This window comes from Sphingomonas sp. PAMC26645 (assembly GCF_004795835.1).
Taxonomy (GTDB): domain Bacteria; phylum Pseudomonadota; class Alphaproteobacteria; order Sphingomonadales; family Sphingomonadaceae; genus Sphingomonas.
Map to the genome: position 1 here is coordinate 1,565,507 of NZ_CP039249.1, position 21,681 is coordinate 1,587,187.

18 protein-coding genes are annotated in these 21,681 nt (G+C 66.0%); 12 read left to right on the forward strand and 6 right to left on the reverse strand.

Annotated elements, in window-relative coordinates:
- Positions 1-21 precede the first annotated feature (21 nt).
- Positions 22-2,202, forward strand: a complete 2,181-nt coding sequence (locus E5673_RS07345) for an SPOR domain-containing protein (protein WP_136189474.1) — start codon at positions 22-24, stop codon at positions 2,200-2,202.
- Positions 2,199-3,365, forward strand: coding sequence for a deoxyguanosinetriphosphate triphosphohydrolase (locus E5673_RS07350; protein WP_136189475.1), 1,167 nt, complete (start codon positions 2,199-2,201; stop codon positions 3,363-3,365). Before E5673_RS07345 ends, E5673_RS07350 begins: the two co-directional genes overlap by 4 nt.
- Before the next feature lie 174 nt (positions 3,366-3,539).
- Here E5673_RS07350 and E5673_RS07355 read toward each other — a convergent pair whose 3' ends face one another.
- Positions 3,540-3,833, reverse strand: coding sequence for a hypothetical protein (locus E5673_RS07355; RefSeq protein WP_056060211.1), 294 nt, complete (start codon positions 3,831-3,833; stop codon positions 3,540-3,542).
- Positions 3,834-4,049: 216 nt separating this feature from the next.
- On the opposite strand from E5673_RS07355, the gene E5673_RS07360 reads away from it, so the two are divergent.
- The 4 genes from E5673_RS07360 to E5673_RS07375 all read left to right on the forward strand — a co-directional run bounded on the left by E5673_RS07360 (position 4,050) and on the right by E5673_RS07375 (position 9,442).
- Positions 4,050-5,591, forward strand: coding sequence for a DUF1800 domain-containing protein (locus E5673_RS07360; protein ID WP_136189476.1), 1,542 nt, complete (start codon positions 4,050-4,052; stop codon positions 5,589-5,591).
- 2 nt (positions 5,592-5,593) lie between these two features.
- Positions 5,594-6,748 (forward strand): DUF1501 domain-containing protein, encoded by a 1,155-nt coding sequence (locus E5673_RS07365; protein WP_136189477.1) that lies wholly within the window; start codon positions 5,594-5,596, stop codon positions 6,746-6,748.
- A 250-nt stretch (positions 6,749-6,998) separates the two neighbouring features.
- Positions 6,999-8,723 carry an arginine--tRNA ligase gene (argS, locus tag E5673_RS07370; RefSeq protein ID WP_136189478.1) on the forward strand — a complete coding sequence of 575 codons (1,725 nt, stop codon included), beginning with the start codon at positions 6,999-7,001 and terminating at the stop codon, positions 8,721-8,723.
- Positions 8,723-9,442: an SPOR domain-containing protein gene (locus E5673_RS07375; protein ID WP_136189479.1), complete on the forward strand. Its 720-nt coding sequence runs from the start codon at positions 8,723-8,725 to the stop codon at positions 9,440-9,442. Before argS ends, E5673_RS07375 begins: the two co-directional genes overlap by 1 nt.
- 668 nt (positions 9,443-10,110) lie before the next feature.
- Here the strand turns inward: E5673_RS07375 and E5673_RS07380 are convergent.
- Both E5673_RS07380 and glpD read right to left on the reverse strand, forming a co-directional pair.
- Entirely contained in the window at positions 10,111-10,380 is a 270-nt protein-coding gene (locus tag E5673_RS07380) for a hypothetical protein (protein ID WP_056486616.1), read from the reverse strand.
- A 65-nt stretch (positions 10,381-10,445) separates the two neighbouring features.
- The gene (gene glpD / locus E5673_RS07385; protein WP_136189480.1) at positions 10,446-11,921 is read right to left on the reverse strand and encodes a glycerol-3-phosphate dehydrogenase; all 1,476 of its coding nucleotides are present in this window, start codon (positions 11,919-11,921) and stop codon (positions 10,446-10,448) included.
- A gap of 52 nt (positions 11,922-11,973) precedes the next feature.
- Here glpD and E5673_RS07390 point away from each other — a divergent pair, with 52 nt between their 5' ends.
- The 3 genes from E5673_RS07390 to E5673_RS07400 are packed head-to-tail and all read left to right on the forward strand — an operon-like array spanning position 11,974 to position 14,964.
- Positions 11,974-14,286, forward strand: coding sequence for an RNB domain-containing ribonuclease (locus tag E5673_RS07390; RefSeq protein ID WP_136189481.1), 2,313 nt, complete (start codon positions 11,974-11,976; stop codon positions 14,284-14,286).
- Positions 14,287-14,336: 50 nt separating this feature from the next.
- On the forward strand, positions 14,337-14,633 hold the full coding sequence (locus E5673_RS07395; RefSeq protein ID WP_056486607.1) for a hypothetical protein: 297 nt from the start codon (positions 14,337-14,339) through the stop codon (positions 14,631-14,633).
- A complete protein-coding gene (locus tag E5673_RS07400) occupies positions 14,623-14,964 on the forward strand; it encodes a hypothetical protein (protein WP_136189482.1) in 342 nt (113 codons plus the stop codon). Before E5673_RS07395 ends, E5673_RS07400 begins: the two co-directional genes overlap by 11 nt.
- Here E5673_RS07400 and E5673_RS07405 read toward each other — a convergent pair whose 3' ends face one another.
- Positions 14,965-16,122: a saccharopine dehydrogenase NADP-binding domain-containing protein gene (locus tag E5673_RS07405; RefSeq protein ID WP_136189483.1), complete on the reverse strand. Its 1,158-nt coding sequence runs from the start codon at positions 16,120-16,122 to the stop codon at positions 14,965-14,967.
- A 104-nt stretch (positions 16,123-16,226) separates the two neighbouring features.
- On the opposite strand from E5673_RS07405, the gene E5673_RS07410 reads away from it, so the two are divergent.
- Positions 16,227-16,565, forward strand: coding sequence for a TfoX/Sxy family protein (locus E5673_RS07410; RefSeq protein WP_136189484.1), 339 nt, complete (start codon positions 16,227-16,229; stop codon positions 16,563-16,565).
- Here the strand turns inward: E5673_RS07410 and E5673_RS07415 are convergent.
- Positions 16,562-18,337: an ABC transporter transmembrane domain-containing protein gene (locus E5673_RS07415; protein ID WP_136189485.1), complete on the reverse strand. Its 1,776-nt coding sequence runs from the start codon at positions 18,335-18,337 to the stop codon at positions 16,562-16,564. The two genes, E5673_RS07410 and E5673_RS07415, sit on opposite strands and share 4 nt — an antisense overlap.
- Before the next feature lie 162 nt (positions 18,338-18,499).
- Between E5673_RS07415 and phaZ the strand changes: the two genes are divergently transcribed.
- On the forward strand, positions 18,500-19,732 hold the full coding sequence (phaZ, locus tag E5673_RS07420) for a polyhydroxyalkanoate depolymerase (RefSeq protein WP_136189486.1): 1,233 nt from the start codon (positions 18,500-18,502) through the stop codon (positions 19,730-19,732).
- A 39-nt stretch (positions 19,733-19,771) separates the two neighbouring features.
- Here the strand turns inward: phaZ and E5673_RS07425 are convergent, their stop codons facing one another.
- Positions 19,772-20,254 carry a pyridoxamine 5'-phosphate oxidase family protein gene (locus tag E5673_RS07425; protein ID WP_136189487.1) on the reverse strand — a complete coding sequence of 161 codons (483 nt, stop codon included), beginning with the start codon at positions 20,252-20,254 and terminating at the stop codon, positions 19,772-19,774.
- A 230-nt stretch (positions 20,255-20,484) separates the two neighbouring features.
- Between E5673_RS07425 and E5673_RS07430 the strand changes: the two genes are divergently transcribed.
- Complete coding sequence (locus tag E5673_RS07430; RefSeq protein ID WP_136189488.1) at positions 20,485-21,525, forward strand: cupin-like domain-containing protein; 1,041 nt, start codon at positions 20,485-20,487, stop codon at positions 21,523-21,525.
- The last annotated feature ends 156 nt before the right edge of the window (positions 21,526-21,681 follow it).

The window sequence follows — 21,681 nt, forward strand, 5'->3', positions numbered from 1 at the left end:
GCGTCTAGACAGATGATCCTCATGACCCGGTCCTCCCATCATCTCCTGACCGTCGCGCTGGCCCTCGTGCTCGCGGCCGTGCCAGCCGCCGCGTCCGCGCAAGCCGTCGTCCAGGCGATCCCCGGCACGACCGATGCGGACAAGCTCGGCGACGTGATGCGCCAGCTCGCGAGCAACCCCCGCAACATCGACGCGCTGATCAAGGCCGGCGACTTGTCGATGGGCCTCGGCGATCTTAGCGGTGCCGCCGCCCTGTTCGCGCGCGCCGAAAAGGTGAACCCGCGCGATGGTCGCGCCAAGGCGGGCATGGCATCGATCCTCGTCCGGTCCGAGCGACCTGGCGAAGCGCTCCGCTATTACGCGCAGGCGGAAGGTCTCGGCCTCGATCCGCGCAACTTCGCCGCCGATCGCGGCCTCGCCTACGACCTGATCGGCCAGCAGGACCGGGCGCAGCGCGACTACCGCGTGGCACTCCGCGATGCGCCCGACGACGAGACGACGCGGCGCTATGCGCTGTCGCTCGGTATCTCGGGCAAGCCCGAGCTCGCGGTCCAGCAGCTCAATCCGCTCCTGCTCAAGAGCGATCGTGGTGCATGGCGGTCGCGCGCGTTCATCCTCGCCATGAACGGCGACGTCGCCGGTGCCGAGAAGATCGCCACCACGATGATGCCCGCAGGCACCGCGCAAGGCCTGCAACCCTTCTTTCAGCGCCTGCCCAACCTTCCGGCAAGCGACCGTGCCTTCGCAGTCCATTTCGGCGAAGTCCATGCAACGCCGGCACGCCTCGCGGATGCACGGATGGCACCACCCTTGGGCATGCTAGCCGCAGATCCGACCGCGCCGGTAATGATGGCAGCCGTAACGCCGCAACCCACAGTGGCTGCGACAACCGGCAAGAAGGACAAGCGCGATCGCCGCTCGAACCGCGACTCGAGCCGAGACCGTGTCCAGATGGCCGCGGTGACGCGACCGTCGTCAACACCAGTATCCGTGACGACGTCGGCACCGGTCCCGCCGACGACCACCGCGCCACGTACGCTCGCCGCGGTTCCGGCTCGGAGCCCGTACGCCGCCCCCGTCCAGCTCGCGGCAGCGCCGATGCAGACGGTGCAGCCACTTCCGGCGCGTACTGTTCAGCCTTCGCAACCAAGCTATTCAGCACCGAACGTTGCGGCTCAGAGCACTCGTACCAACCCGGCTGCGGAAACGAACTCGGTAGTCTCGGCCACTATCCAGCCTAGCCCATTGTCTGTCGCCCGTACCGTCCCGGCGCCATCGACAACGGGAACGCTTCCGCAGAGTGTAGCCACGCAGATGGCGGCGATCCCGCTGGGACAAGCAAAACCCGATCCGACCCGCGCGGCAAATGCGCTCGCAGCGTCGGCGACGGCGGCGCCGTCGGTTTCGCCGCTACCGACTCCGATACAGCAGGCGCCCGTTCAGCAGGTCGCCCCGACGCAGAGCGCCAGCGCTGAGACGCCGACGCCCGGCTTCACCAGTTCGTCCACGCCCGCACCGGTAGCCGCCACATCGTCGCCACGCACCCACGCGGTGGCAGCGAGCGAAGACTCGATCCTCGCGCGGATCGTCGCGGGCCTGTCGATCCCCGCGTCCGAACTCGACGTCGCGCCGATGCATCCCGTACCGGTCGTGACCCCCGCCGCCATCCCCGTCCCGGATGATTCCGAGCGCGTGCTCGCCGAAGCGAAGGCCAAGACCGAGCGCGACGCAGCGGCTAAGGCGATCGCCGCCAAGACGCTGGCCGCGGACAAGCTCGCCGCCGACAAGAAGGCGGCGCTCGACAAGAAGGCCGCGGCGAAAAAGGCGATTGCCGACAAGAAGGCGCTGGCCGAGAAGAAGGCTGCCGCCGCCGAGAAGCTTGCCGCCGACAAGGCCGCGGCCGAGGAAAAGCGGATCGCCCGCGCCAATCCTGCGCGGACCTGGGTGCAGGTGTCGACCGGCGCGACCGAAGGCGACCTGCCTAAGGCGTGGAAGAAGGCGAAGGCCAAGGCACCGACCGTGTTCGGCGCTCGCGGCGGCTGGACCGCACCGTGGAAGGCGACCAACCGCGTGCTCGCCGGCCCGTTCAAGACCGATGCCGAGGCGCGCACGTTCGTCAATCAGCTCGCCAAGGAAGGCGTCCCGACGTTCACCTTCACCAGCGATCCGGGCGAAATCATCACGAAGCTGCCGGCCAAGTGAGCTACCGCGCGCCCTGGGCATCGGACCCGGCGCGCAGCCAAGGACGACTTCACGGGGAACAGAACGGGTCCGTTCGTGGGCCCCGCGATGCCTTCCAGCGCGATCGCGACCGGATCATCCACTCGATCAGCTTCCGTCGCCTGCGCCACAAGACGCAGGTGTTCATGGCGCCCGACGGCGATCATTTCCGTGTCCGCCTGACGCACAGCCTGGAGGTCGCGCAGATCGGCCGAACGATCGCGCGGACGCTGGCGCTGAACGAGGACCTGACCGAGGCGCTGTGTCTCGCGCACGATATCGGCCATCCGCCGTTCGGACATGCCGGCGAGGATGCGCTGAAGGCGGCGCTTACTGGCCAAGGTGGCTTCGATCACAACGGCCACACGCTGCGCACGTTGATGACGATCGAGCGGCCTTACCCGTTGTGGAATGGGCTGAACCTGACCTGGGAAACGCTCGAAGGGCTGGCCAAGCATAATGGACCGGTGCGGCATCCGGGCTGGGCGCTGGCGACGGCGGATGCCGAGTTCGGTCTCGCGCTCACTAGCTTCTCGTCGCTTGAGGCGCAGGTCGCGGCGATCGCCGACGATATCGCCTACGACAATCACGATATCGACGATGGCCTGCGCGCCGGGCTGCTGACGCTCGACCAGATGCTGGCCGTACCTCTGGTCGCTCGCGGCTGGGACGACGTGCGGCGGCGCTTTCCCGACATCGACCCGAAGCGCCTGGTCGGCGAACTCGTCCGCACGCAGATCGGGACGATGGTCAACGACCTGATCGCCGAGACGCGCCAGCGGATCGCGGCGAGCGGCGTCACCAGCGTCGACGACGTCCGCGATGCGGGCCAGTGCCTGGTCGGCTTCTCGCCCGAGATGCGCGACGCCGAGCGCGACCTGAAGCGCTTCATGTACGCCAACCTCTATCATCACCCGCGCCAGCTCGCGGCGGCGGATGCGGCGCACGGGATCGTCTCCGGTCTGTTCGCGGTCTACCATGACGATCCGCTGACGATCCCCGAGGAATGGCGTGAGCGGCTGCCGACCGAGGATCCCGACCGCAGCCGGCATATCGCGGATTTCATCGCGGGGATGACGGATCGGTATGCGGTATCGCGCTACCGCGACTTGGTCGGCCCGATCGACCTGCCCGAAGGGTTTTGAAGCAGGCACATTGTTGCGCTCGTCCGTCATCCTGACGAAAGTCAGGATCCAGAGTTACTAGGGACATCGCTCGTTACCCTGGATCCTGACTTTCGTCAGGATGACGGGGGTGTTTGAAACCAAACGCAAAACGGCGGCCGGACCGAAATCCGACCGCCGCTGCAATTTACTAGCTCAACGCGTAACCGAAGCGATGCCGCCAGCCGCGCCATTGGCCTCGTTGGTCTTGAACGCGACCGGGACGCCGGCCGAGACACCCGATACGCGGTCGCCGCGAACGATCAGGTGGAACTTCTGGCCCGACGGATAGCGACGGCCGTCGATGACTTGGCGGCCATGGTCCTGCGTCGAGGTATAGACGTACGTGCTGCCCTCATGGACGAAGCTCTGCTTTGCGTCGGCGGCCATGCCGATCGTCGAGGTGAGGGCGGCCGCTGCTGCTGCGATGATCTTGATGGTCGTGCGCATGATCGTATCTCCCGAAGTGCGTCGAGCCGGATCAGGTCTCCACCCAACTCTCGAGTCAGTGAAATATTGCGGTGCAGCATGAGTTGCAATTGCAAACCCATCCGTCGCGATTGCATCAACCGCAACGACGAACGGCCCCCTGCATGCGACCAGCGCGGCGGGTGACATACTTCCACGACATTTGCCGCGTACATTCGAACGCGAAGGAGAAATGTCGTGTCTGCTTCCAGTATCGCGCTCAATCGGTTCGGCCTCGGCGCAAGGCCGGGTGATACTATCGTCGGCGATCCGGCGAAGTGGGTGATGGCGCAGTGCGAACGGTTCGAGCCGCGGCCGCCGGTCATCGCGAGCGCGCCGGCCACGGCGGGCATTTCGACAGGTCTCGTCGCCTATTACGCACAGGAGAAGGCGATCAGGGCGCAATTCGGTCCGCGCACGGCGAAAGCCGCGCTCGGCATGAACGGGAAACCCGCGGTTGCCGTGCCAACGATGTCCGGCGCGATGAGCCCCGCACCCGTGTCGCCGGGCGTTGCACCCTCCGGCATGGCTCAGGCCCCCATGGCGCCGGGGGCGATCGATCCAGGCGCAACCGCACGACAGGAAGCGCGACAAGTCATCGGCAAGCAGAGTCGCAACGATTACGGCGCGGCGGTCGCGGCGCGAACGACGGCGGCGTTCACCGGCGACGCGCCGTTCGTCGAGCGGCTCGTGCATTTCTGGGCGAACCATTTCGCGGTTTCGACCGAGAAGTTCGAGGTGATGGCGCTTGCCGGGCCGATGGAGTTCGAGGCGATCCGCCCGCATGTGCTCGGCACGTTCGCCGACATGCTGAACGCGGTCGAGCGGCATCCGGCGATGCTGCTGTATCTCGATCAGGCGGTGTCGATCGGTCCGGACAGTCCGTTCGCCGTTCGGAAGACCAAGCGGCGCACCGGGCTGAACGAGAACCTCGCGCGCGAGATCATGGAGTTGCACACGCTCGGCGTCCGTAGTGGCTACAGCCAGGCCGACGTCACCGAATTCGCGCGTGCGATGACCGGCTGGACGGTCGCGGGCATCGGTCGTGGCCCCGGCGCGCGCGTGCAGGACGATTCGCGCGCGGGCAGCTTCCTGTTTCTCGACGACGTTCACCAGCCTGGCGATCGGACCGTGATGGGCAAGCTCTATCCCGCGGCGGGGGAGGCGCAGGCACAGGCGGTTCTCTCCGACCTTGCCGTCCACCCTGCGACCGCGACGCACATCGCAACCAAGCTCGCGCGGCACTTTGCCGGCGATACGCCACCGCCGGCGATGGTGGCGCGGCTGAAGACGGCCTTCCTGAAATCGGGCGGCGACCTGCCGACGCTCTATCGCGCGCTGGTTGCGTCGCCCGAGGCGTGGGTGACCCGGCCGGTGAAGTTCAAGTCGCCATGGGAATGGTATGTCTCTACCCAGCGCGCACTCGGCACGACGACGGTCCAGCCCGGGGTGACGGTGGGGATGATGAACCAGCTTGGCCAGCCGATCTGGCAGCCGGGGCAGCCGATCGGGTATGACGACGTCGCCGCGGCCTGGGCCGGACCCGACGCGATCATGCGACGTGTCGAGGCGGCGGAGCGGTTCGCTGCACGCGCTGGGCCAGTCGATGCGCGGGCGTTGGCGCCGACCCTGTTCCCCGCATCGCTTAGCCCCACCACCGCGCAGGGGCTGTCACGCGCGGAGAGCCCGGCACAGGCGCTCGCGCTGCTGCTCGTCGCCCCCGAATCGCTGCGGAGATAGTCATGCTCGACCGTCGTTCCTTTATCTCGACCGGTACGCTCGGCGTGCTGGCATCCGCCTTCGCGCCGCGCATCGCCTTCGCGCGGGCGGCGACCGACAAGCGCTTCGTGTTCATCATCCAGCGTGGGGCGGCCGATGGTCTCGGCACGATCGGCGCGGTCGGCGATCCGGCGTTTGCGAGCGCACGGGGCGATCTCGCGGCCGACTTCGCAACGGGTGCGAAGCTCGACGGCATGTTCACGCTGCACCCGGCGATGACCGCGAGTGCCGGGCTCTATAAACAGGGACAGGCGTTGTTCGCGCACGCGATCGCCTCGCCCTACCGCGATCGCTCGCATTTCGACGGCCAGAACGTGCTCGAGACGGGGGGCGCGAGTGCGTACCAGGTCCGCGACGGCTGGCTGAACCGGCTGCTCGGCGTGCTGCCGGCGGACGAGGCGCGCGCTATCGCGGTCGCGGCGACCGTGCCGATGGCGCTGCGGGGGCGGCGCGAGGTGGCGTCCTATGCGCCGTCGAGCCTGCCCGACGCGTCCGACGACCTGCTGCAACGCGTCGCAATGCTCTACGACGGCGACCAGCAACTCCACAGCCTTTGGAGCGAGGCGATGGCGACGCGGCAACTCACCAGCGATCTCGCGCAGGACGGCGGGCGCAATGCGGCTGCGACCGGCGCGCTCGCCGCGCGGCTGCTCAAGCCCGACACCGGCGCACGGATCGCGATGATCGAGACCGGCGGCTGGGATACGCACACCGGCCAACGCGGCCGACTGACCGCGCAGTTGAAGGGCCTCGATGCGATGGTCGCGGCGCTACAGGCGGGGCTGGGGCCGTTATGGGCGGACACGATGGTGCTGGTCGCGACCGAGTTCGGACGGACGGTAGCGGTGAACGGCACCGGCGGCACCGATCACGGCACCGGCACCTCTGCGATGCTTTTCGGCGGCGCCGTGAAGGGGGGCAGGGTGGTGTCCGACTGGCCCGGCCTCGCCCCCGCCGCTCTGTACGAGGCGCGCGATCTGAAGCCGACGATGCAGCTCGACGCGTTCATCGGCGGCGCGGTCTCATCGCATTTCGGCGTCGAGCCTGCCCGCGCGATGGCCGCGCTGTTTCCGGCGAGCGCGAAGACGGCGGCGATCGAGGGACTGGTTCGGGTTTGAGGTTCGCCTCCGTTTCCCAAGATTCTCGTCTCAATACACTGCTGTTCCCTCGCGAACGCGGGGGCCCAGGATCTTGGGCGATAAATTTGGTTTAGCTGGGCCCCCGCGCCCGCGGGGGAACGGGGTTGGCTTTCCGATGTGGCGGATCTAGCCAGGCGGTGCTGGCGGCCGCCCCCTCCGACGGGATTAAAATTGAGCGCCGCGCCGCGATGGTCTAGAGCGCGCGTTTCCTTGACGTACCGGGACTGCCATGACGCTCTACACCCGTTTCGCCGCGCATATCGATGCGGCGCTCGACACGCTGACCGCGGCGGGGATGCTGCCGGCCGGTCTCGATCGCAAGAACGTCACGGTCGAGCCACCGCGCGACACCAGCCACGGCGATCTGGCGACCAACGCGGCGATGGTCCTCGCCAAGCCCGCCAAGACCAATCCGCGCGTCCTTGCCGATGCGCTGGTCGTCGAACTGTCAAAACTCGAGGACGTCGCCTCGGCAAACGTCGCGGGCCCCGGCTTCATCAACATGAAGCTGACCGACGACGCATGGCGCGCCGAGCTCGCCGCGATTCCTGAGGCCGGCGCGGACTATGGCCGCTCGAAGCAGGGCGACGGGATCACGGTCAACATCGAGTATGTCTCGGCCAACCCGACCGGCCCGATGCACATGGGCCATTGCCGCGGCGCGGTGGTCGGCGATGCGCTCGCCAGCCTGCTCGAATTCGCCGGCCACAAGGTGATCCGCGAATATTACGTCAACGATGCCGGCGGGCAGGTCGACGTGCTCGCGCGCTCGGTCCACCTCCGCTACCGCGAGGCGCTCGGCGAGACCGTCGAGATCCCCGAGGGGCTGTATCCCGGCGACTACCTCGTCCCCGTCGGCCAGTCGCTCGCGAAGGAGTTCGGCGACCGCTACGTAGGCGCGCCCGAGAGCGAATGGCTGGTCGTCTTCCGCACGCAGGCGGTCGCCGCGATGATGGTGATGATCCGCGCCGATCTCGCGCTGCTCGGGATCGAGCACGAGGTGTTCGCGTCCGAAGCCGAACTTCAGGCCGCCAGGAAGCCCGAAGCGGCCGAGGCGGAACTGCGCGCGCGCGATCTCGTCTATGACGGCGTGCTCGAAGCGCCGAAGGGCGAGACGCCTGACGATTGGGAGCCGGTCGAGCTACCGCTGTTCCGCTCGTCGCAGTTCGGCGACGACCAGGATCGCCCGATCAAGAAGTCGAACGGGTCCTGGACCTATTTCGGTGCCGATCTCGCCTATCATTTCCAAAAGAGCCAGAGTGCCGATCAGCTGATCGACATCTGGGGCGCGGATCATGGCGGCACGGTCAAGCGGATCATAGCAGCGGTTGCGGCGCTGACCGGCGGCAAGACGCGGTTCGACGTCAAGCTCGTCCAGATGGTCCGGCTCTTGCGCAACGGCGAGCCGGTCAAGATGTCGAAGCGGTCGGGCAATTTCGTCACGCTGGCCGATGTCGTGCGCGAGGTCGGCAAGGACGTCGTCCGCTTCACGATGTTGACGCGACGGTCCGATGCACAGATGGATTTCGACTTCGCCAAGGTGGTCGAGGCGTCGAAGGACAACCCGGTTTTCTACGTCCAGTACGCGCATGCTCGTATCGCATCGCTGCATCGGCGCGCGGCCGAGGCGGGAATTACGCCTATTTCCGCGGATTTGTCCCGGCTTGATACGGACGAACTGGCGCTCGTGCAGCTTGCCGCGCAGTTCCCGCGGCTCGTCGAGATCGCCTCGACGGCGCGCGAACCGCATAGAATTGCGTTCTATCTCTATGACTTGGCGGCTGCGTTTCATGCGCTGTGGAATGTCGGGAACGACCGTCCCGATCGTCGTTTCCTCGTGATCGAGGATCCACAGGCGACCGCGGCGCGGCTATTCCTGGCGTCCGCTATAGGGCAGATTATTCATAACGGCCTCGCCATCATGGGTGTCGAAGCGGTTTCGGAGATGAAGTGATGGCCGAAGATATGGATCTGCGCGAGGAAGACCGGCTCCCCTGGCTCGAAACCGTCGAGCCGGACGAGCAGGAAACCGTCGGCATCGGCCGCGTCATCGCGCTCGTCGTGCTCGGCCTGGCCGTGCTCGCCGCGATCATCTTCGGCATCTACAAGCTGCAACAGCGCGCCCCGACGGGCGACGGCCAGATGATCGCCGCACAGGAAGGCGACTACAAGGTCAAGCCCGACGACGCCGGCGGCCTGAAGGTCAAGGGCGAGGGCGACTCGGCGATCGCGACCAGCGCGGGCAAATCGGGCAACGGCGCGATCGACCTGCGCGGCGTGCCGGAAGCACCGGTCGCGGGTAAGCGTGCGGTTGCGGCCAAGCCCGATGACGCCGCGGGGCGCAATGCGGTCGCGCAGGTTCCGGCCTCGGGTGGTCGACTGGTCGCTGCGGCACCCTTGGCACCATCGAAGCCCAATGGTGCCGGCACGGCTACCGGCGGGTCGCTGGTCCAGCTTGGTGCCTATCCCAGCGAGGCCGTCGCCAACGCCGCCTGGGCGAACTTCTCGAAGCGATTCGCGTATGTCGGCGCGCTAGGCAAGTCGGTCCAGCCAGTCGCAGCCGGTGGCCGTACCCTGTATCGCCTACGCGTGAACGCGGGCAGCGCAAACCAGGCGGCGGATATCTGTGGCCGGTTGCGCGTCGCCGGCGAGACATGCTTCGTCGCAAGCTGATCGGGCGATGCGGTGAGCGAAGGCGAGGCTCGCAGCAATCGCGCCCGCGGTTGCCCGCCTGCTTTGCGCCTCGTTGATACTTCGTTTGTTAGCGCACCGGTTGGCGGCCTACGCGCCTCGCGACCTTGAATGGCGCGGGGCGATTAACTCCGACGAACAGCGCCCTCAAGAGAGGGAGCGCTGCCGAGAGTAAGACCACGATTTTGATGTGAGACAGAGGCAAGTTCGTGGAGCCTGTCACGTCGACAATTAGCTGTTGCAGACTTACCGGGACGTTGGTGGCCGACACCGGGATATAGAGCGATGATGGTGGTCGCAACAACTGCGTGTCGCAACTATGCACGTGACGGTAGTAATAGCGCCGGCAATCAGAACTTTTGGTAAAGTGACGTCACGACCCCGTACAACAAACACGGCGTCGAACCGTTCTTCGGCAACCGGTCTCATCGTACGGCCTGTGATACTATATTCGAGGACAGCAGACTATCGCGTCCCGAAAAATCGCATGTCGCTCTTCACGAGTAGTCAACGCCGCAGGTTGCAGTCCAGCCCGTAATGCCCGGCATCGCGAAACTCACGTCTCAACCACATTCGTTAGGCACCCACTTCATCAAACGCAAACCGCGCAAAAAGACCATTCTTCGCCGTCTCGCGCGCAACGCATGGACTCAGATCGAACGGCGGTGCTTTCCGCCGTACTTGCGGCCAATATAATCGCCAATCTGCGCGACTTCGGTAGCGGCTGCTCGTGCGCCGTTCATCTGGCAGGGAAGCGGATCGCTCGCATGGTCGCTCGCGCGGCGCTTCACCGTGTCGCAAAGCTCCTCGATGTCCGCTCGCGACAGGATGTTCTTCTCGCGCAACAGGCAGATCAGGCTTTGCAGGATCACCAGGTTCTTGTCTTCAGGATCGGTTTGGAGGTCCGGGTATGTGGCCATTGGAGGTTTCCTCGATGGATATGCCGCGAGGATATGCTCAATCCTAAAACATGCAAGCCCCATGCTTACGAGGGGAATGCCGTGGTCCACCATGTCCAGAATGCGTCCGTCTCCGCGCGGTTCAAGGTCAGTCCGATCTTGCTGCGACGCATCAATGCATCTTCGGGTATCCTCGCCCATTCGCGATCGTGCATCCAGCGTGCTTCGATCTCGGTCAGGCCGCCGCCAAGTTCCAGGCCCAGCCCTGCTGCGTCGGTGACGCTCGCGAGCATGTCATCGAGCAGCACCCCGTAAGCGTGCGCCATCCGTTCGCTTCGGGCATCCCCGAGAAACGGCCATCGCGCGCGGACCTGCGCGAGATAGGTCGCGAAAGGTGGGATGGCGCCGCCCGGGAAAGCACGGTCGCGAGTCATATGGCGGACGGTCGTACCCAGCGCGGGGGCGACCTTTTCTAGCGCTTCCTCGGCGAGATGGCGGGCCGTCGTGATCTTCCCCCCGAACACAGACAGTAGAGGCGCCGCGCCCGTATCGCCGAGCGTGTCGAGTTCGAGGACATAGTCGCGCGTCACCGCCTTGGCCTCGCTGGCGCCGTCGTCGTAGAGCGGGCGCACACCGGACCAGGTCGAGGTAACGTCGGCTGGCGCGATCTGACGCGTGAAATGCTGGTTCGCGGCATCGCAGAGATACGCGATCTCGCCCGCGTCGATCACCGCGTCTTCGGGCCGGTCGACGGGAATGTCGGTTGTGCCGATCTCGGTCTGGCCCTGATACGGAATCGCGAAGACGATGCGGCGGTCGGCAAGCTGCAGGATATACGCGTGGGCGCCCTCGTACAGTCGGGGCACGACGATGTGACTGCCCTTGACCAGCCGGACGCCGGCGCTGGCATTGATGCCAAGCCGGCCCAGCAATTCGGCGACCCACGGGCCGGCGGCGTTGACGAGCGCGCGCGCGGTGACGTCACGGCCATCCGACAGCGTCCCGCGCCATAGTGCGCCGTCACGGCGAGCGGTGACGAGTTCGGTGCGGACTGCGATCTCCGCGCCGTTGGCGTACGCGTCCATCGCATTCAGCACGGTAAGGCGGGAGTCATCGACGAACGCGTCGGAATAGACGAAGCCGCGCGCGCCGTTCTTCAGTGGCGCGGTGTACGCGTTGTCGCTCCTGCGCAGGCCGCGCGATCGTTTCAGCGTCATGCGGCCGCCAAGCCAGTCGTACAGGTACAGCCCGAGCCGGACCATCCACCAGGGCCGCACCGCATTCTCTTGCGGCAGGACGAACCGCATCGGGCGGATGATGTGCGGCGCGGCCTTCACCAAGCGTTCGCGTTCGCGCAGTGCTTCGGCGACCAGCTTGAAGTCGTAATATTCGAGATAGCGCAGTCCGCCATGGATCAGCTTGGTCGAGGCCGACGAGGTCGCGCCGGCGAGGTCGCCCTTCTCGACGAGCAGGACCGACAAGCCGTTCAGTGCCGCCTCGCGGGCGATCGCGGCGCCGTTGATGCCGCCGCCGACGATGAGGATGTCGTAACTTTGCGTCATGCCCGTAGCTTAGCCGTTTGGTAATGGCGGGCCTACCGACTATCTCTGTCCCATGTACAAACCAAAAGCCGGTCTTCCCACGCGCGAGCAGATCCTCGACTTCATCGCCACTTCCGACGTGCCTGCGGGCAAACGCGAGATCGCCAAGGGGTTCGGGCTCAGCGCGCAAGACAAGATCGGGCTGAAAGCCCTGTTGAAGGACATGGCCGACGAGGGGCTGATCGACAGCGCGCCGGGTCGCGCGTTCCACAAGATGGGCGGCATTCCGAAGGTGACGGTGCTGCGGATCGCGGACGTCGACGACGGCGGCAACGTCTGGGCGGTGCCCGAGCGCTGGGAGGCGGACGGTGTGCCACCGCCGCGGTTGCGCGTGCGCGAGCGGAAGCGCGGTGCACTCGGCGTCGGCGAGCGAATCCTCGCGCGAACCGAGGAGGCTGGGAACGGCTGGATCGCGCATCCGATGAAGGTGCTTGCGCCGGCATCCGAGCAGGTGCTCGGCGTGTTGCGCGAAGAGGCCGGGCGACTTTGGCTGACGGGTGTCGACAAGCGCGAGCGGCGTGAGTTCGCCGTGGCGGATGCGGGCGGCGCGGCGCCGGGCGATCTCGTGCTGGCGGAATTGGCGGGCAAGCCGCCCAAGATCGCCGCCCGTGTCGTGCAGAAGCTCGGCGATCCGTTCGCAGCACGGAGTTTCTCACTGATCGCAATCCACAAGCTCGGCATTCCCGACGTTTTCTCGCAAGAGGCGCTCGACGAAGCGGAGCGGGTCTCGAAGCTGCCGTTGGGCGAGGGACGTGAAGATCTGCGCGACCTGCCGATCGTCGCAATCGACCCAGAAGATGCGCGCGATCACGACGACGCGGTCTGGGCGGAGGCGGATGACGATCCCTCGAACGCCGGCGGGTGGAAGGCGATCGTCGCAATCGCGGACGTCAGCTTCTACGTGCGACCGAAATCCGAGGTCGATCGCGAGGCTCGGCGGCGCGGGAACTCGGTGTATTTTCCCGACCGCGTCGTGCCGATGCTGCCCGAGATCCTGTCGGCGGAAGTGTGTTCGCTGAAGGAAGGCGCGGATCGCGCGGCACTTGCGTGCCATCTGCGGATCGGCAAGGACGGCTCGCTCAAGTCGTGGCGCTTCACGCGCGCGGTGGTGCGGATCGCCGCGAACCTTGCGTATGAGGAGGCGCAGGCGATCATCGACGCCTCCTCCCCTCCCGCCTTGCGGGAGGGGTCGGGGGAGGGCGGTGCCGCGCTCGACCCGGTTGTGAGTCAGCCAGCCCCTCCCCCAACCCCTCCCGAAGACGGAAGAGGAGACATGCTAAGCGTGCTACAGCCGCTTTGGGCCTGCTGGCACGCGCTTGCGAAGGCGCGCGACGCACGCGCACCGCTCGATCTGGACCTCCCCGAACGGCGTGTGGTGCTTGACGAGCAGGGGCGGATCATGTCCGTTTCCCCGCGTGAGCGCCTCGACGCGCACCGGCTGATCGAGGATTACATGATCGCCGCCAACGTCGCCGCCGCCAAGGCACTGGAGGCGAAAAAGGCGCCGGTCATGTACCGCATCCACGAGCCGCCGAGCCGCGAGAAACTGGCGGCGCTCAAGGAATATCTCGAGACGTTCGAAGTGCCGTTCGCGCTCGGGCAGGTCGTGCGGCCGGCCACGTTCAACCATATCATCGAGCGGATCGGCGATGCGGATTTCCGTCCGCAGGTGATGGAGCAGATCCTTCGCACCCAGACCCAGGCCTATTATGCGCCCGGCAATCACGGGCATTTCGGGCTCAGTCTCGGCAGCTACGCGCATTTCACCTCGCCGATCCGGCGTTATGCCGACCTGCTCGTCCACCGTTCGCTGGTCTCGGCGTACGGCCTTGGCGAAGGCGGGCTGCCGGCCGACGACGCAGCCAACATGGAGTCGGTCGGCGAGATCATCAGCCGGCTCGAACGTCGCGCGATGGAGGCCGAGCGTGACACCACCGACCGCTACGTCGCGGCATTCCTGTCGGAACGCGTGGGCCAAGTGATGGACGTGCGGATCACCGGCGTGACCAATTTCGGCTTCTTCGCGACGGTCGAGGGGATCGGTGGCGACGGGCTGATGCCGGTGCGCGATCTGGGCGGCGAGTATTTCCGCTTCGACGAAGGCGCGCGGACGCTGACCGGCGAGCATAGTGGCGACGTTTTCGCGCAAGGGCAGACGCTGGAACTGCGGCTGGCAGAGGCGAACCCGGTGTCGGGTGCACTGAGGTTCGAGATGCCCGAGGGGAAGGGTGCGGCCCAGCCTCCGCGTGGCGGACGCAAGCCGGTGCGCGAGATCAAGCGGCGTGGTCGCCCAACGAACATCCGCCATCAGGGCAAGCGGCGTTAGGAATTGCGCAAACCCCCCGCGCTATGCGAGATCGGCGCGGGGGGAAGAGTATGCGGGGACTTATTCTAGGCCGATCGCGTCGACGGATCGTCAAGGATTTCGTCGCGGCACGGGCCACGTCGGCTGATCGGGCAATCGCCTATGTAGCGAAGGACGCGCGGATATTCCGCCAACTTCGCGTCTATGGCGCGATCGTCGACGACGGGGCCGGGCGCTATCATCTCGATGCGCGAAAGCTCGGCGCATTTCGCGCTTCGGTGCGACTTCGAGCCGCAGCGATCGTCGGGGTATCGGGCGTCGCTGCAAGCGTGGCGGCTGCGGCGACGGTCTTCACGCTTGCCGAATAAGCTCTCGCCGGAAAGGCCAAGCCCAGCCGGCATGCCGATGGCGTTGCGGCCGCATCGGATCCGCGGGGTCATCCCGGTGCTGTTCCTGGCGCGACACGCGATCGCACCCGACGATGCGATCGCCTTCCTACCTCGCGACGCTCGGGAGCAGGCGACGTTCGATCGGCTACGCGCCAACGGCATCGTCCGCGAAACCGCACTAGGTCGCTTCTATTTCGATCTCGACGCGCATTATGCTGCCGTCGAGCGACGCCGACGTCTCGCCGTGCCGATCGCCATCATCGTGTCGGTGCTGATTGCCTGGATCGCCACGCGGTTCTTTCGCGGTTGATCACCCGACCCTGAAGGTCAGCCCCGCCTTCGCTACCAGCCGTTCGCGCAACTTCACCCCCATCAGCGCACCCGGCGTCCAGATCCCGCCATCGCCTTCCACGTCCTGGACGAGGCACAACGCCGCCTCGGCGATCATCTTGCTGGTCGATCCATAGCCGGGATCGCGGTCGCCGGTTACGACCGTGTCGATGCGCTCGCCATCGGGCATGATGCCTGCGAACAGCAGGTCGTAATGGCCGGCATCGCGCTCCTCCTTCGACGGGCCTTCGCCGGGTTTTGGCCCCTTGTCGCCCGAGAACGGATTGAACTTGGCGATCGCCTCGGCCGCGACCTTGCCGAGATCGCCCAGTCCCGCGACCATCATCTCGTCATAGACGAAGTCCGCCCCATACGCTTCACCGAGGAGGAAATTGGTGCGGTGGACGTTCTTGGTGTTGATTGGCGCCATCACGAACGGCGCGACCCAGGCCGATATGGTCGTGTCGTATTCGGGGATCAGCCCGGTCGGCTGGTGCGGTCCCTGGAAGCCGGGGGTGAGCGCGAACGGGCTGGTCAGCAACTTGACGATGCCGGGATCGCGCGCCGCGGCTGCGAGCGTCGCCTTTAGGCTCGCCGCGGTGCCGCCGGAGAACGTCCCCTGCATTTTCCGCACGCGTCCCTTCACGCGAGGTGCTGGGATGCCGTATTTCGCCTTCGCCGCATCCTGCAATGTCAGCACGCCGAGATCGAACGGGATCGAGTCGAACCCACACGAGAAGACGATCCGCGCGCCCGTCCGCGTCGCCTCGCCCTCATGCGCGTCGATCATGTGGCGCATCCATGCCGGCTCGCCGCACAGGTCGACATAGCCGGTGCCGGTTGCGGCGCAGGCGGCGACGAGTGCGGTGCCGTAGAGCTGATACGGTCCGACGGTCGAGATGACGACGGTGGCGCGTTCGGCCATCGCGCGGAGGCTGGCGGGATCGTCCGAGTCGGCAGTGATCAGCGGCGTATCGGCAGGCGCGCCTATCAGGTCGCGGACCTCTTGCAACTTCGACAGCGAACGCCCGGCCATTGCCCACCGAACGCCAGTCGGATAGGTCTGGACGAGATACTCTGCCACGAGCCGTCCGGTGAACCCGGTCGCGCCGTAGATGACGATGTCGAAGTCGCGCATATCCATCTCCTCTTTCGAAGACTTTGCGCGCGCGACCGTACCATCGCAAGCGAAACGCCGTTGCGCGGCTCGCCATGCGCGCATCGATCTGCGAGTATCGCCCGATGGCATCCGATCCAGAAACCGTCGCGTTCATCGTCGACCAGCTCGCCGCGGCGGGGGATGTCTCGGCAAAGCCGATGTTCGGCGAATACGGCGTCTATTGCGACGGCAGGATGGTCGCGCTGATCTGTGACGAGCAGCTCTTCGTCAAACCGACACCGGGCGGCCGCGCGTTCGTCGGGGCGATCGACGAAGCGCCGCCCTATCCCGGCGCGAAACCGTGCCTACTGGTCGATGCCGATCGCCGGGACGATGCCGAGTGGCTGGCGGAACTCGTCCGTATCTCGACCGCGGAACTGCCGATGCCAAAACCGAAGAAGCCCAAGCCCAAGAAGGTCTAAGCGGCCCCGTTGAACTGCAGGCTCGCCAGCCGCGCGTAGAGACCGCTGTTGGTCATCAGCGACCCGTGCGATCCTTCCTCTACGATCTGTCCGTCGTTCATCACGATGATCCGCTCGGCCGCGCGCACGGTGGCGAGGCGGTGTGCGATGACGAGCGTGGTGCGGTTCGCCATCAGGCGCTCAAGCGCTTCTTGCACCAGCCGCTCGCTTTCCGCATCGAGAGCACTGGTCGCCTCGTCGAGCAAAAGGATCGGCGCATCGCGGAGGAGCGCGCGGGCGATCGTAACGCGTTGACGCTGACCGCCCGAAAGCCGCGCGCCGCCTTCGCCGAGGAACGTGTCGAGACCGTCGGGCAGCTTGCGCAGGAACTCTGCGGCATTGGCGGCTTCGGCGGCGGCCCAGAGCTGATCGTCGGTCGCGGACCAGTCGCCGTAGCGAAGGTTGTCGCGGGCCGAGGCGCCGAAGATGATCGTTTCCTGCGGCACCATCGCGATGCGGGCGCGGACTTCGGCCGGGTCAGCATCGCGCAGGTCGATGCCGTCGAGCGTCACGCGGCCGGCGTCGGGATCGTAGAAGCGTTGTACCAGCTGGAATAAGGTAGTCTTGCCCGCGCCCGAGGGACCGACCACGGCGACCGTCTCCCCCGGCTTCACGTCGAGCGAAAAGCCGTTGAGTGCGGCGACGTCGCGTCGCGTCGGGTAGTGGAATTGCACGCTCTCGAACGCGAGCGCACCGCGTGGCGGCTGGGGCAGGGCGACCGGGTTGGCGGGCGCGGCGATTTCGGGCTTTTCTCGCAGCAGTTCGGACAGGCGTCCGGCCGCACCGGCGCCGCGCAACAGGTCGCCATAGACTTCGGTGAGCGCGCCGAACGCGCCCGCGACGATCCCTCCGGTCAGGACGAACGCGGCGATCGCGCCACCGCTGATCCGCCCCGCCGCGACGTCGATCGCGCCTTCCCACAGGACCAACGTAATCGACCCGAACACGAGCCCTATGACGATCGCGGTCATCACCGCCCGCAACATAATCCGCGCGCGAGCCGCCGCAAACGTCGCGCCGACCGCGTCCGCGAACCGGGCGGCCTCGCGGTCTTCCTGCCCGAACGCCTGCACGACCTTCATCGCGCCCAGCGTCTCGGTGGCAATCGAGCCGACGTCGGCGACGCGGTCCTGCGACGTGCGCGAGTAGTTGCGCACGCGCTTGCCGAGCAGCGCGATCGGCAGGATGATCAGCGGGATGCCGATCATCAGCATGCCGGCAAGCTTGGGCGAGATCGCGAACAGGTAGATCAGCCCACCGATGCCGGTGAAGGTGTTGCGCAGCGCGATCGACACGGTGCTGCCGACGACCTGTTCGATCAGCGCTGTATCCGACGTGAGGCGCGAGGCGATTTCCGACGGGCGGTTCTCCTCGAAGAAGCGCGGCGTCAGGCGGAGTAGGTGGCGTTGCACGTTGGTGCGGATATCCGCGACGACGCGCTCGCCGAGCCACGACACGTAATAGAAGCGCACCGCGGTCGCGAGCGCGAGTACGACGACAATCATCAGCAGGTAGTGGAAGGAGTTGGCGACCGACCCGCCTGCACCGGGGCCGAAGCCGCGGTCGATCACTCGCTTGAATCCGTATGGGATGCCGATAGTCGCGGCCGAGGTCATCATCAGCGCGAGCCCCGCGAACGCGATCTGGCGGGGGTATTGGGAGGCGTGACGCCACACCATCGCGAGATCGCCGATCCGGCGGGACGTCTTCTCTTCGGGTATCGGCTTGGCCATGCGCGGTGCCTAGCAGTGGCGGGGGTGGCGCTCAACGAGAACCGGGCGTCGCAGAGCGCGGTGATCCGGTCGCGCGGGACGGAGCGGCGGTCGATCGCGCGTTGCACTGCGGCAAAATTGCGTTACCACCGTGCAAAGCCCGATGAGGCGAGAGGATACCGCATGCTCTACGATGCCTATGAATTCCAGCGTTCGATGATGGCCGGCGCCAGCAAGATGGCGAGCTTCGGCGCGGATATGCTCAACAATCCGGCAAACCCGTTCGCCTATTTGGGCGGCGGCACGGTGGTTGCCTCGGCGCTCGAAGTGTTCGCACACGCGAATGCGACTCGCGGCAAACCGGCGTTCGGGCTCGACACGACGACGATCGACGGCCGCGAGGTCGCGGTCCGCGAGGAGATCGTGCTGCGGAAGGACTTCGGGCAGCTGAAGCGCTTCGTGCGCGAGGGTGTGGAGGGCGGTCCGAAGCTGCTGATCGTCGCGCCGATGTCGGGGCATTACGCGACCTTGCTGCGCGGAACGGTCGAGCGGATGCTGCCGTTCGCCGACGTCTACATCACCGACTGGCGAGACGCGCGCAGCGTGCCGCTGTCGGCTGGGCGGTTCGATCTCGACGATTACATCGATTATCTGATCGAATATTTGGAGACGATCGGCGCGAATGAGGGGCAGGGGGGCACGCACATGCTCGCGGTCTGCCAACCATCGGTGCCGTGTTACGCCGCGGTTGCGCTGATGAGCGCAGACAAGAACCCGTGCCGTCCGAAGACGCTGACGATGATGGGTGGTCCCGTCGATACGCGCGAGGCACCGACCGCGGTGAACACGCTGGCGACCGAGCGGCCGCATGCGTGGTTCGAGCAGAACGTCATCGCGACCGTGCCGGGCAATTATCCGGGTGCGGGGCGGAAGGTGTATCCCGGCTTCCTGCAGCTTGCCGGATTCATGTCGATGAATCTGGGCAACCACATGGTCTCGCATTGGGAGATGTATAAACATCTCGTCCAGGGTGATGGCGAGAGCGCGTCACAGAGCCAGGATTTCTACGAGGAATATCGCTCGGTCTGCGACATGACCGCGGAATTCTATCTCCAGACGATCGATGTGGTATTCCAGAACCATGCGCTGCCGCGGGGGATCATGACGCATCGCGGCCGGCTGGTCGATCCGGCGGCGATCACCGATATCGGTCTGCTCGCGGTCGAGGGCGAACGTGACGATATCTCGGGCTTGGGGCAGACCAAGGCTGCGTTGACGCTGGCAACCGCGCTACCCGACGAGAAGAAGCGCTATCTGATGGCGGAAGGGGCCGGTCATTACGGCATCTTCAACGGCTCGCGCTGGCGGGACAAAATCGCGCCCGTGGTGGAAGAGTTCATCACCGCGAACGGGTAAGAAAAATGGGCAGCCCAGTACGGGCTGCCCAAAATCGGCTCAGGCGATCGAGTTGACCACCGCGTGGCTGCTCGACTCGTCCGAATGGATCGTGCCGCCGAACAGCATCTTGAGGCGGCCGCCGATCGAGATGTCGGTTTCCCACAGCTCGGCGCTGTCGATGTCGAAGCGCAGCAGCGTCAGGTTCGGGTCTTCCTTGCCGCCCGGAAACCATGCCTCGACCTGGTTGTTCCAGAGCTTGTCGATCTGCGTGCGGTCGTTCGACGTCGAGACGTCGCCGGCCATGCACGCGAAGAAATCATGGCCCTTGCCGACGAACTGCGCCATCGCCGCGCCGCCCTTGGCGATACGGTTGTCGCGACCGGCGAAGAAGAACAGCGTGTTGGGCTGATCGTCGTCGATCTGCGCAGTCATCGGCTCCGAATGCTCACCATCGTTAAGGCCGATCATCACGAACGGGCTCGACTTCAGCTTCTCGATGAACTTCGCTGCGACTTCCTGCGGGGTATCCTTGTCGGCCATCGTCATTCTCCTATTGGCTTGGATTGCCACTGAGAACGGGTGGGGCGGGGGTTGGTTGCGCAGGATCTGCGGTCGGCACACGCGCTGTTGCTGGATAAAACCGTGGCCAACGCGCCATGTCGACGATTGCTGCGGTTCTGCAGCACCACGAAAAATACGGTGAATGCGTTTTGCCGATCCATGCCTCAAACAGGATTTGGTGAGGCGCATCTTACTGCTATTGCAGGACTATGGAGAGCATTCATCCCGCCGCAACGGACGTTCGCGTCGAAGAGCGCGCCGTCGTCGACGCTCAGACCTTCGCTGCCGAAGTGGCGGGGCGCGCTACTCCGGTGGTGTTGCGCGGGCAGGTTGCCCACTGGGCTAGCGTGCGGGCGGCGGAAGGTGGCGTTGACGCGACCGCAACGTATCTGGCCGGCCTCGGTGATGGCGGCAAGCCGATGGACGTGCTGATCGGCGGTCCCGAATTCGGTGGCCGCTTCTTCTATCGCGGCGATAATCTGGAAGGCTTCAACTTTCACCGCGAGAAGGCCCCCTTGGCGGTCTTGCTGAGCGAATTGTTGCGACTGTCCAGCGTGCCCGAGGAGAAGCGGCATTTCCTGTATGCCAACGCGGCAACCGCGCCTGAGCATTTACCGGGATGGTTGGCAGCCAATCCGATCAACCTGCCGCTGGGCGGAGCGACGCCAAGGCTGTGGATCGGCAACGGATCGCAGACCGCGACACATTATGACGGCTCGACGAACCTTGCCTGCGTAGTCGCCGGCCGGCGCCGCTTCACGCTGTTCCCGCCGGACGAGGTCGGCAATCTGTATATCGGGCCACTCGACCGGACGCTGGCCGGCCCGCCGTCCAGCATGGTCGATCCGTTGGCGCCGGACCTGAACCAGTTTCCGCGATATGCCGAGGCGCTGCGTCACGCACTGGTCGCCGATTTAGGGCCGGGTGATGCGTTGTTCATTCCGGCGATCTGGTGGCATCACGTCCAGGCGTTCGGGACGCTCAATGTGTTGTGCAATTACTGGTGGGCGTTCGACCCGACGGTTTCGGCGTTTCACGCGATGGTCCATGCGATGATGGCGGTGCGCGATCGTCCACCGGCGGAGAAGGCGGGGTGGCGGGCTTGGTTCGAGCATTATGTGTTCGGCGACGATGCGGCCGCGGCTGGCGATCATTTGCCCACGGCAGCGCGTGGCGTGCTCGGGCCAGCCTCGCCAGATCGTACCGAGCGGATCCGCGGCTATCTGTTGAAAGCGCTACAGCGACGCTGACCGAGTGCCGTCGATGAAGCCGGCTCAGCAGGCGGCGGGTTCCATTTGGTCGCCTTGCCGCCGTCATCGACGATGCTCGGGACGACCGGACGTCTTGCGGACCCGTTCGGGACCATCGAAACGCAAGCCGCGTGGGTCGAGTTTAGTCGCGGCCGC